Annotated in this window: 11 protein-coding genes and 8 pseudogenes; 3 read left to right on the forward strand and 16 right to left on the reverse strand. The window is 37.5% G+C overall.

All coding sequences use genetic code 11. From position 1 onward, the window contains the following. Positions 1-184, reverse strand: a pseudogene (locus ACFILY_RS08335) (hypothetical protein); the annotation flags it as partial. Positions 185-236: 52 nt separating this feature from the next. Here ACFILY_RS08335 and ACFILY_RS08340 point away from each other — a divergent pair. Continuing rightward, positions 237-551 (forward strand): type II toxin-antitoxin system RelE/ParE family toxin, encoded by a 315-nt coding sequence (locus ACFILY_RS08340; protein ID WP_273790985.1) that lies wholly within the window; start codon positions 237-239, stop codon positions 549-551. Between the two features lie 16 nt (positions 552-567). After that, entirely contained in the window at positions 568-864 is a 297-nt protein-coding gene (locus tag ACFILY_RS08345) for a HigA family addiction module antitoxin (RefSeq protein ID WP_004861504.1), read from the forward strand. Positions 865-908: 44 nt separating this feature from the next. Here the strand turns inward: ACFILY_RS08345 and ACFILY_RS08350 are convergent. Next, positions 909-1,187 (reverse strand): annotated as a pseudogene (locus tag ACFILY_RS08350) (hypothetical protein). 6 nt (positions 1,188-1,193) lie between these two features. Next, positions 1,194-1,904 (reverse strand): annotated as a pseudogene (locus ACFILY_RS08355) (antA/AntB antirepressor family protein); the annotation flags it as partial. A 381-nt stretch (positions 1,905-2,285) separates the two neighbouring features. On the opposite strand from ACFILY_RS08355, the gene ACFILY_RS08360 reads away from it, so the two are divergent. Continuing rightward, complete coding sequence (locus ACFILY_RS08360; RefSeq protein WP_375637849.1) at positions 2,286-3,371, forward strand: hypothetical protein; 1,086 nt, start codon at positions 2,286-2,288, stop codon at positions 3,369-3,371. A gap of 27 nt (positions 3,372-3,398) precedes the next feature. On the opposite strand, the gene ACFILY_RS08365 is transcribed toward ACFILY_RS08360, so the two are convergent. The 13 genes and pseudogenes from ACFILY_RS08365 to ACFILY_RS08425 form a co-directional block, all read right to left on the reverse strand. After that, positions 3,399-3,755, reverse strand: a complete 357-nt coding sequence (locus tag ACFILY_RS08365; RefSeq protein ID WP_273790987.1) for a hypothetical protein — start codon at positions 3,753-3,755, stop codon at positions 3,399-3,401. Positions 3,756-3,893: 138 nt separating this feature from the next. Beyond that, positions 3,894-4,547 (reverse strand): annotated as a pseudogene (locus ACFILY_RS08370) (major capsid protein); the annotation flags it as partial. Further along, positions 4,527-4,966 (reverse strand): annotated as a pseudogene (locus tag ACFILY_RS08375) (phage terminase large subunit family protein); the annotation flags it as partial. The pseudogenes ACFILY_RS08375 and ACFILY_RS08370, both read right to left, overlap by 21 nt. Beyond that, positions 4,959-5,540 (reverse strand): annotated as a pseudogene (locus ACFILY_RS08380) (hypothetical protein). The pseudogenes ACFILY_RS08375 and ACFILY_RS08380, both read right to left, overlap by 8 nt. 370 nt (positions 5,541-5,910) lie before the next feature. Beyond that, positions 5,911-6,492 (reverse strand): annotated as a pseudogene (locus tag ACFILY_RS08385) (hypothetical protein). A gap of 3 nt (positions 6,493-6,495) precedes the next feature. Next, complete coding sequence (locus tag ACFILY_RS08390; RefSeq protein ID WP_273790989.1) at positions 6,496-6,816, reverse strand: hypothetical protein; 321 nt, start codon at positions 6,814-6,816, stop codon at positions 6,496-6,498. Between the two features lie 501 nt (positions 6,817-7,317). Continuing rightward, positions 7,318-7,713, reverse strand: a complete 396-nt coding sequence (locus ACFILY_RS08395; protein WP_273790990.1) for a type II toxin-antitoxin system HicB family antitoxin — start codon at positions 7,711-7,713, stop codon at positions 7,318-7,320. Continuing rightward, a pseudogene (locus tag ACFILY_RS08400) lies at positions 7,710-7,909 on the reverse strand (type II toxin-antitoxin system HicA family toxin). Before ACFILY_RS08400 ends, ACFILY_RS08395 begins: the two are co-directional and overlap by 4 nt. A 67-nt stretch (positions 7,910-7,976) precedes the next feature. Next, the gene (locus ACFILY_RS08405) at positions 7,977-8,513 is read right to left on the reverse strand and encodes a hypothetical protein (RefSeq protein ID WP_375631771.1); all 537 of its coding nucleotides are present in this window, start codon (positions 8,511-8,513) and stop codon (positions 7,977-7,979) included. Between the two features lie 13 nt (positions 8,514-8,526). Next, the gene (gene ssb, locus ACFILY_RS08410; protein ID WP_375631773.1) at positions 8,527-8,979 is read right to left on the reverse strand and encodes a single-stranded DNA-binding protein; all 453 of its coding nucleotides are present in this window, start codon (positions 8,977-8,979) and stop codon (positions 8,527-8,529) included. A 136-nt stretch (positions 8,980-9,115) separates the two neighbouring features. Then, positions 9,116-9,496, reverse strand: a complete 381-nt coding sequence (locus tag ACFILY_RS08415; protein ID WP_375631775.1) for a helix-turn-helix domain-containing protein — start codon at positions 9,494-9,496, stop codon at positions 9,116-9,118. A gap of 25 nt (positions 9,497-9,521) precedes the next feature. Further along, a complete protein-coding gene (locus tag ACFILY_RS08420; RefSeq protein ID WP_375637848.1) occupies positions 9,522-10,106 on the reverse strand; it encodes a DNA adenine methylase in 585 nt (194 codons plus the stop codon). Continuing rightward, positions 10,034-10,387 carry a DNA adenine methylase gene (locus tag ACFILY_RS08425; RefSeq protein ID WP_273790995.1) on the reverse strand — a complete coding sequence of 118 codons (354 nt, stop codon included), beginning with the start codon at positions 10,385-10,387 and terminating at the stop codon, positions 10,034-10,036. The genes ACFILY_RS08420 and ACFILY_RS08425 overlap by 73 nt, the downstream gene beginning before the upstream one ends. Positions 10,388-10,569: the final 182 nt, after the last annotated feature.

Raw genomic sequence — 10,569 nt, forward strand, 5'->3', positions numbered from 1 at the left:
GCCGCCTTATTCCATAATCTTGCCCATCTTTAATCGTTTCACTTTGTGTTGAGATATTAATTACAGGCGTGTTCTCAGGGGAGAAGTTGAAATCACGCATATTGAAAACATTGTCACCAGCTGCTGTTTTTGCTGCCTTTATCAAAGCAACAAAGCTTTCCCTTATCGTTTCTCTCGGATGCATGGGGGCTCCTGTTATTTAACATTTATCCTTTTCTTTATGTTGGTATCGTGTTATGATACGTAAAAGAACGAATAAAGGTGATTTGGTGATTGAATCTTTTGCTGATAAGCGGTGTAAAGATCTTTTAGAAGGCAATCCGCCCAGAGGCTTTCCCACCACTCTAGTGCGTATAGCCCAAAGAAAATTGTTTATGCTCGATAAAGCAGTTGATCTTAAAGATTTGCGTAGTCCTCCGGGAAATCGTCTAGAAGCATTGAAAGGAGAGCGTAAAGGTCAATATTCTATCCGTATTAATGACCAGTTTCGTATTTGTTTTGAATGGCGCTCTAATGGCGCCTATGAAGTTGAAATCGTAGATTATCATTGATCTGTAGGAGGTCGAGATGAAAAATTATATAGCGATTCATCCCGGAGAAATTTTACGAGAGGAATATTTAAAAGAATATGCTCTCTCTGCTTATGCTCTTGCAAAAGCATTAAATGTTCCACGTACGAGAATAGAACGTATTGTTGCTGAAAATAGTCCAGTGACTCCCGATACAGCACTAAGATTAGCCTATTTTTTTGATACTACTGCTGAATTTTGGCTTAACATGCAAGCTGCTTATGACGTTAGTATATTACAAACTGAAAAAGCAGACGAATTTGCCAAAATCAATAAATTTGAATGTAGGGTTTAACCACTCCCCATTTTAAGAACAGGGAGGGGAGTTGTGTTTTTAAGTTAAGCAGCTTTTACAACAGGACTTTCCAAAGTAGGAGCATAAGCTTGCAATAACGGATTCATGCTATGCGGTAGTTCTGAAGTTCCAAAACCTGTAAGAACTGCAAGAATCTTTGTAATATTCGGCACCTCATCTTGAAGTTTTAAAATCAAAGCTTTTTCTATTGCATCTATGGTCTCAATGAGAGCATTAAAAGCTTTATCTTCGACATCATCACGATCAGAAAATTAAAACAATGCCATCCATAAATCGCACAAAAAATCGATACTGGTATTCATTGCCCCCCCCCAAAAGATTTGCTCTCTTAAACATGCTAATCCTCTGGATGTGATTTTCGTTGAAGGCAGCACCTTTACTGTACCATCCGGTCTTTGAATAGTAATAGCAGGACAATCCATAAATCCTTTCTTGATCTTGTCCTGATAAGGTAACAGTGGCGCCCCTGGAGCCCGTCTATACACCCAATCATGTTTACGCAAGTAATCAGTTAAGTCCTTAGGTCGTACCTCTAACATCTTTTCTGCTTCAATAAGACCAAACAAACCATCAGAGCGTTTTAAACCATCAAGTGCTTCTGCTTTTGGTGCTAATTCAGCAATAACATGATCTTTCTGCTCTATTTGATTTTGTAGGTGATTCAAGACACCAAGTAATGCTTCAGGTTTGGAGTAGTCAACTTGTGGTGTCACTACTTGTTTCAAAAGCCGTTCACATTTGTTAAAGTATTGACGTGCTTCATGCCCTTTATCATTACGCTCTATCATCGAAAGATGTTTAGCTATGTCTAACGTAATGTGGTATTATTTTACCTTTCCACCGCTTACTAAATTTTTAGTAAGCGTTATAAAGTTTATATTTTCCTGAAATTTACATTCTTTAATGCGATTTTTAATCCAATTTCTAAATTCAGACTTTATTTCCAAAAACGCATGCAAATCACGCGCGTTAACAGTTTGAATTGTTTCTTGGCCAATAGTTTGTTCTTTAATTTCTATAGAGTATTCATAATGAACTCCTTACTACTTAGATGTTTTTCATTGACTCTTTAATTAGAAAGTGCCGAGCACTGAAAAACACGGTAGTAAGTCCATCGTTATGCTTTCCTATGAAGGTGTTTTATAGCATAACCACACCCCACAAGATCACTATATGCGAGTAACATACAATGAGTCAAAGCCTTTAATGTGCGAAAATAAACTATCTCGGTAGCTTATCCGCTTAGTATTTAAGGTGTTCGTTAGGTTCCTGTTTCGATTATTCATACTCCTGTAATAATATCACTTTTTTCTAAAAATCATAAGCACATATTTACTTTATTTGTCGACTCACTTTAGATTTTCCAGCTTAGTTTTTTATTTATAGTGGAGGGGACAATAATGCTCGACATACTTGATACAATTGCGATGATCGTATGTTTGTTGTCGTTACCGGTGATGGTTGTCGGACTTGTTTTAGTGTGTATAAAAAAATGGCGTAAAAATGGATTGAAAACCCTTGGTATTGGAGTCTTATTATTTCTCGGCTCTGCAATATTAGGTGCGTTTTTTTTTCACAAAATCAAACCAGATCAAGTTGCGTACAATAATGAAATTTTTTCCTCCTCCTCGACTTTATTAATAGATGTTGCTACTCAAAATGAAAGCGTGACAAAGGCACTACCTAAGAATACTGATAAGCAAAGTATCCATGTTCAAGATAAAAAGTCAGACGAAAATGATGGTCTAGGTTTTTGGGGATGGTTCAGGTTAATTTTCTTTGCATTTATTGCATTGTCTATTTTTGTTCATTGGCAAGATAAACGCAACAAACGTTTTAAAGAAAAAGTTTCAGAGCAGGTTTTAATGCCTCCCCCCCATATCCATCTTTCTTCTGATTTATCAGTTGTTAATAAAATGTCGCCGGAACTTGAAAAAAAACGGTTAGAAAAGAGGGTACAGATCGTTCTCCTTTGTGCTCTACTGATTGGAGGCATTGTGGTAACAGTAACTATTACGCCGTGGTTATTAGTACCCATTTTTATTGTTTTAATTTTTGTTATTATTGCCTATCGTGAGACAAAAAAGGAAAAAAGCTTTGAGCAAGAAGTTGCTCTGTGGCAATCAGATATTCCTCCCTCTAATTTTAAGGAAGCATGTGAAATGTTTCAAGAACTTGACGCAAGTGAATATGATTATCGTTTAGTACAAAATGAAAAACTGTTGGGAGTTCAAGAACGCGTTACCTTTGATATTGGCGAAAAGAATCCAATTTTAGGACGTCTTTTAGTAACAAATCAAGCTATTGTATTTGAAAGCCCTGAAGATAATGAAAGGACTACTTGGGCAAGAATTGCATCAGTAACTATAACATACCAAGGATGTCACATCAGTCACCGTACCGGCGCACCATGGAATTACCGATTTAGTGCTATTCCAAATCCAAGGTTTGCAGCAGTAATCTGGGTTCTTGGGCAGCCTTATTGATTTTGAAACACACAAGACAAAGGTTCCTCATTGTTTTTTCTCTCGCAAGATAAGCTTATACATACCGGATTCTGAAGCTTGAGCATCTGTGACAGTGAAGTGCTCTTGAGAAGAGGAAGATTTGCTGTTTTCAGGAACCATCACAATAACACTATCTTCCGGTTTTGGTGGTATTCCCCCGATATCATTGATACAAAGATCAAGTTCCTTTCTTGCAATTGTGGTAGAGATTCTGCCACCGGCGTCCGATTCTGAATGCTTAATGCCGTAAATCGCTGTAATCCGAAAAGATTGCTGGTTGTCCTTTCGCGTGTAGATGATGGGCTGCCCAAAAGTGTTGCTTACATCTTTAACCATTTGGTTTAGCAGCCCGTGCCATCGCATGTTATTTCGCTCCAATAACTGCTTTAAACAGCATTTCAGGGCGTGTACAGATGTAAAGCGGATAGCTATAGACCTCCGTTTTACCCATGCATTACGGTCGTGGTCGACGATAAGCATCGTGTAGAGAGGTCTTCCAACCGTGTTGGCAAAATCCAAGCTTTCACCAGGAGCAAAGGTTTTTTGGAAGACACCAGGCGCATCAACAGGAAAGAATTGGCATTCATCAGGCTTAATGCCTATGGCGCGCTTTGTTCCAGCCTTCGCACTCACATTATAGTTGTGGATACTCCGGTAATTAATGAAAGTGACACCAGCAAAGTCAAAACTGCCAAAGCTCCCCGATCCAAGAGCGCTTGGTGTTGCAACACCTCCGGCGCTATTGAGTGTCTGTGCTAAGGCTGTGTTTAAATAGGTCTCACGAATTGTTTTATGGTTTTTCAATTTGGAAAAGAATTCATTTCCACAAAGCCCAATAATGCGTGAACGATCAGAAAACGCTCCTTTTGAAGCCTCAATCATCCTCATAATGACTTGATCAACATGGTCAGCAACATTGGTTGTCTCTGTATTTAGTTTAAAGTCAATGGGCTTTGGTGGTGTGATTTCCCATTCTTTGTACCAATCGACAATCACCGAGCCGTCAGCATCAAGGACAACACCTTGAACAGCGCCAAGCTGCATATTTTCCCATGTCAATTCGATTCCAGAAATCAGTTTCTTTTGTTTTCTGGCAATATATTTCATTGCTGTCTCTAACTGATCTTCTGCGCCAAATTCACGACGGTTTTGGATTTCTTCTGATTTCACCGTATCACTTTTGGCAATGCGTTCGCTTAAAGCAGGGCTTGCCATAATCATTTGGTCAAGACGGGTTTTGGACAATTTCTTCGCTGTCTCAACCGTTGGCGTCACATAAAGGGCAGGTCCCGGACTATAATGAATGGCATAACCGCAAAAGTTCAATTCTGCTTCTGACATGCCGATCTGCGTCCCTTTCATGACAATTGTTATTTCAATTGGCACGTAAGAGGAAAGGTTATCCATGATTTCGCGCAAATAAGGGGTACGCTTTGTTCTCCAAAGCCCAGGCTCAGCACTTGCTACGGTGCTAAGGTATCTATTCCCGCCCATTGCGAAACCTTGTACGGTGGGTCTGGTTGTCATGCGTCATTGGCATTGGCGAAAAATTCTTCGACTGCATTGTCATCCATTATTCGTTTCTTGCAAGTTCTCTAACTCTGGAGAATGTGGATCATGACAAGGCACTGGAATATTAACCGCTTCAAGCAAAGCTGTTCTCATAGTGTAATCAATAGCACCAATAAGGCTGGCTGTATCACATCCAACTTGTGCAGCAATGCTTGCACCAAAACGATGAGGAAAATTCAACATATGACATTACGGTGCGCTCTTCCAAACTCACGAGCTGCCTTTTCATTTCTTCTCGATCAACAGTGGTTTCGCGTAGTCGTTCAAGGGCAATTTTTTCGCTTTCAAACGCAACTTGCATTCGCTCCAGTTTTATCTTGTATTCATTGGCTCCATCTGTGGAAGCTTGTTTGATCTTTGTCCGCGGTTGTCCATCAGGCGCTAAAAGTGAAGCAGGGCGCTTTGTTGGATTCTCATTCCAGATGGCTGTGGCAAGGGCTTCATTGACAGAACCATCTTCAAAAAGAGCCGTATCAAATTTACCTGTCTTTATCCGAGAAACCACCGCATTATGTGAAACACCCATCTCTTCGTAAACGCACGAACCGATATCCCCTCACGATACTTCTTATTCATAGTTGCTCCTTGCCTTGATTTTTTTCCCATCTTGAGGAATGGGGTTTTCGGCGTATCAGGATAAAGAAAGCTTTACGTAACGAACTGAAAAACGGGCTTCAATGCGATAAGGAGACATTTTACATATCATACTGTACACACTAAATTCGTTATTTATCAATGTGTTAAGTGTACAATGTACAGTCAAATTGAAAATTCTGTCGCTAGCGATAGTTCGCGCTCGCCTGCCCCGCAACAGATCCAACCCGCTGGGAAGTAGATTTTACATTGATTTTATTGTATTTTTTCTGAAAAAAACCAAAACGAAAGTGATAATCTGCTTTAAAAATTACAATTAAAGTGAGTAATGTGTTGACATAGCTTAAGAACATTATTTAGCTTTCTTATTGGCGGCATATTCTTGACGAGCAAGTTGGTACTGTATGCTTTTGATTAGTCTTTCATTGGCTTCGTTTACAATAGCACTTGCAATTTCTGGCTTGGACATCACTTTAGCAATTGAAGGTCCTTCTTGTTTTGCAATGGGGAATTGATCTCCGTCATCTCTTTGAAACACATTCCCTCCCATTTTCAATTCAACACGCTTTGGAAAATTCCCACCTTTGATAAAAGCATGGGGTAAGATTTCTTTCTTTCCAAACATTTTGTATGTTACGCTGTATTTTGTTTCTCTTGCTTGAAAAAATTTAAGAGGTATCGGTGTTCCAGAACCAATGATATCTGTCTCGAGAAACCTTGCTGTCGCTTTTTCTTTAATATACCCCCCCTTTTTTGACACGCTTTGATTGGGCAGATGAGATGTCGCAACTTGCTTTTCAGTAAAGCGTTCAACTTGTTTTGCTGCGGTGTTTAGAGCATTACGCAGAGCCCAGTTAAGGCGTGGTGCTTGAAGACTGGTGAAGGTATCTTTTGCCTGTTGAAGATACCATTTTTGGTGGATGATTAATTTCAACGTCTAAGCCTTTTTAGGGGTAGGTGTTGATGACTTGGAAGTTTTAGATTCCTTTGGTTTTTCGAGTGAGGTTTCCTCTGTCACTGGTTCAGATGATGTTTGTACAGCTTCTTGTTCTATTTTCTTAATTTGTTCAACCGCCTTGTCAGGTTTTGCTGTTGTCTTGACTCCAACAAAAGGTTTTACAGCATTAGCGCGCTTGAGACGTGCGTAGACTTGATTGGAAACTTCAACAAATGGATTATTGGGTGTTGATGGTTCAAATCGAACAGTGCTTTTATTGTCTCCAATAACACACATTGGCTTAGTGATGACAGCTTTCATCAGTGCTCCTTTTGAGTCATAATTAATGACATCATTAGTCAAATATTAATTTTTGTTATTTGAAAAATAGATTAGCCAGAACTAGCAAGAAAACAGGGCTTTCTAGCTACATTTCAAGTTCACATTTTACTGAATTTTTAAGGGATATTTTTGAATTTTAGACGCAATTCAACTAGTGCCGTGCTGTTATTCAATACTATTTTTTACACCATGTCAACAAAAAAATCTATATTTTTTATTTTAAAATAGAATATATAGATTTTTCTAAAACATTTTAGATTTTATAAATTATTGTGAAATTATTATAGGAGGGAAAGACAATGACAGGTCCAGAAATATTAGATGCCATGTATATAATATCAATGATAGTTATATCCCTCTTAACTATAGCGTTTTGTTTGCCTGCCGCCTTTTGATTTTCATTAATAGTTTTCGGATCATATGCAATTACACGCTTTTGCAAAAAAAATCGAGAGTGAGAAATTTTTCCAGATTGATGAGCTAAATATTAAGCTCGTGACGGGCTGCTGTTGCCAAAAAAGCAGATCTTGTTAAACCTCTCTCTTGTGCACAATTATCAATTGCACGTAAAAGCCCTCGTTCAATTGATATATTTGTGCGTACCACTTCTGCATCATTTTCAATAAAGGGGACTTGTATTAAAAAAGCTCCTTCTGACAAAGCTGTTTTGACAGATTCCCGTTGTATGACGTCTTCAAATTTTGAAGGAATAGGCACTCTATCTATATCTTCACAATAAAGTTGGAGTGCTTCTGTTGCATTTGCGATTAAATTTTCTTCCTCATCAGCAGCAGAAAAAAGTTCCTCAAAATCAGGAAACTGAACACCAAAAGCAGAGTCTTCATCTTTATGAACAAGAGCAAAAAATCTTTTCATTCTTCTTCTCCTTCTTTTAACCAGCCTGCTTGTTGTGCGATAGAACGTGCTGTACCAATCGGAAGATTTTTTTAGGATGTGGAACGATAACAACCTTATCATCTTTTTTAAATTTATGATGAGAACCTTTTACTTTGATAAGTTCAAAGCCATCACGCTTTAATTTTGCAATGATTTTTCGGCTATCTTGTTCCATTACCTAAACTTATAATGTGTAAATATATACACATTTTAATGATTTTTCATCTGATGTCAATTCTTTTTTAACGGCTAAAATGCTTATGAAGCGCATTAAGAACAATACGCAAAGAATTAACAAGATGTGTTAGCGATTGATCTTCTATAACAAGATATTGTAATGCAGCATAAAGATTATACTGTCTATAGAGGTGTTGTGTTTCTTTGATAATCTCTTTCGTCTCTTCATAACAATGAGTTGCTCTTTCAATCCACCGTTTTTGTGCCTCCTCATTTGATGAAGGAGTAAAGTTATCATAAATTGCATTAGGCAATCCTTTTGCACATAGGTAATTGTTTTTCACTTCAAGATATTTTTGCGCATCATCATATTGGTCTTGATTGATTTCGCCTTGCAAATAAAGCCGCCCGATATAGGTACCGGAAAGCGGACTTTTAGCCTCTTCTATGGTCAAGCCAAAGCGTTTGGCACGCATTTCAATTGCCAATTTATCCATGGGTTCATGCGGTGTTTTTGCTCGTGAGATGCGTCCGTTTGGTTCTCTGATACATCCTTTAATCCGTGGACGACCACGTTTTGCACGTTTTTTTCTTTTTGTCATATTTTTTTTTCAATCAGAATGGGATAGCATTATTAAGAGATGTGCTATGATCAGCAGCACCTGAAGCGATGGCATAATGTTGAGAAGTAATGGGTGAAGGGGTAGGGGATGCTGATTGATCTTTCTTTGCATCAAGCAAATACAATTCGCCTTTGAATTGCGGTAAAATAATCTCTGTTGTGTAACGGTCATGCCCATTTTTATCTTGCCATTTGCGTGTCTGTAATTTGCCTTCTACGTAAACCTTTGAACCTTTGTTTAGATATTGAAGTGCAATTTTTGCCAAATGTGGATTAAAAATCATAACAGAATGCCATTCAGTCTTCTCTACTTTTTGATGTGTATTTTTATCTGTATAGCTTTCAGAAGTTACCATACGAAAATTAACCACTTCTGCTCCAGAATTCATTGTTTTGCTTTCGGGATTAGCACCAAGGCGCCCGATTAAAGTCACTTTATTTAGCATATTTGTAGCCCCATTAGATTAGCAATTTATATATACAAAATCTTAGCATAATTTGCTTATTTTTTCAATTATTTCAAAAGTATATTATTGTTTTTTAACATATAAAATTATGTTTACGGTGTATAAAATAAGGAGATCAAGGTATTTTATTTTGCAAGCAGCGTTTCTTTTCCGTTCTCACCATGAATTCCTTGAACACTGTTAGATCTTGTTGTGAAAGACACTTAAAATTTCTAACAAACGTGCTAATAATTTCACGGTTAAGTGGATCAGAAGAATTCATTATAAAATTCTTTCGGCAAATGTCAGCCTCTTTTCTTAAAAGAGAAGCCATGTTTTGATCTAAAGCGTACAGCTTTATGATCTTTTCTTCCATTCCTACTGGAACAGATTTTTTGCCAATCTCAACAGAAGATAAAAATGCTACAGAGATGCCTAGTTTATCAGCCATATCTAAGAGCCTTTCAAAGCGATCAAGGCGAATTTTGCGTAAAGTTTTGCCAAATGGTGTAAGCATGTGATTAAAGCTCCTATTCATGCAATCAAGCTGCTTTAAGACGTGATATTGTGTTTTTTTCTAAGAATTGAGGCATTTTGATTTTTGGTGAAAAAATCATCAGTTCAGTAGCTTTCCTTTTCTCTTGTAGAGAATATTGTAAGCTAAATTCTATTGAGAGATATTGCCTATACAAAAATTTAATTTCTTCAACGTTGTCATAAGTAATTAGCCAAGGTGCCGTCACATGTTGGGAGATGACATTCTCTAAATTGTGGTGATCATTAGCTTTGTAAAACCAAGTATAAAGACCTTTTCCTTTTTTAAAATAAGGAGGGTCCATATAAAAAAAGGTGTTTTCATCAGTTCCATAACGCAGCAAAAATTCCCGTGCATTTAAACGAGTTAAATGTATTCTATCTTTTTGTTCACTTATGCGAAGAATGCGTTCAATTATATTCTCTTTGTTAAATCGGCAATCTATTTTATAGGTACCGCTTTGTCCTTTTTCTCCAATTGGTCCAGCATTTTTAATAATTCCAGATCTATTTGTGCGATTCAAAAAGAGTGCTGCGAATCCTGCGCTAAGCACATCTGCACTTGCAGGAGAAATTTCTTTTGTATGTACCATTCTTCTAAGTTAATGGTCGTTATATTGATTTTTTCTATTAATTCTTTTGTCTTGTGCAAAACGCAATACCAAAAGCTCCAAATGAATAGATCAATATCGTTAATGTGAATATCTTTAACATCACCATTAAAAAGAAGCTTTAAAGCAAGTCCGCACCCGCCAGCAAATGGCTCTCTATAGGAACAGCCATTTAATGCATTTTTCTCAAATATTTCTTTGACTTTTCCATACAGTGCAGCCTTACCGCCTGGATATCTCAATGGTGAGCAAACATGAGTCATTGTTACGCGCCTTTTTCAATGATGTTTTGATGTTTTTGTTGATTTCATCTATGAACGTTGAGAAGAGACAACGCCATTTAATCTAAACAGTTTTATAAAATCGGAAATTTTACTATAGCTTTTTAACTGAGCACTGTAGTGTGTAAATAGATATGTTTATTAAACTGCGTGTACGTAACATA

Origin of the sequence: Bartonella sp. CL25QHWL (assembly GCF_042195335.1) — a bacterium.
Lineage (GTDB): Bacteria > Pseudomonadota > Alphaproteobacteria > Rhizobiales > Rhizobiaceae > Bartonella.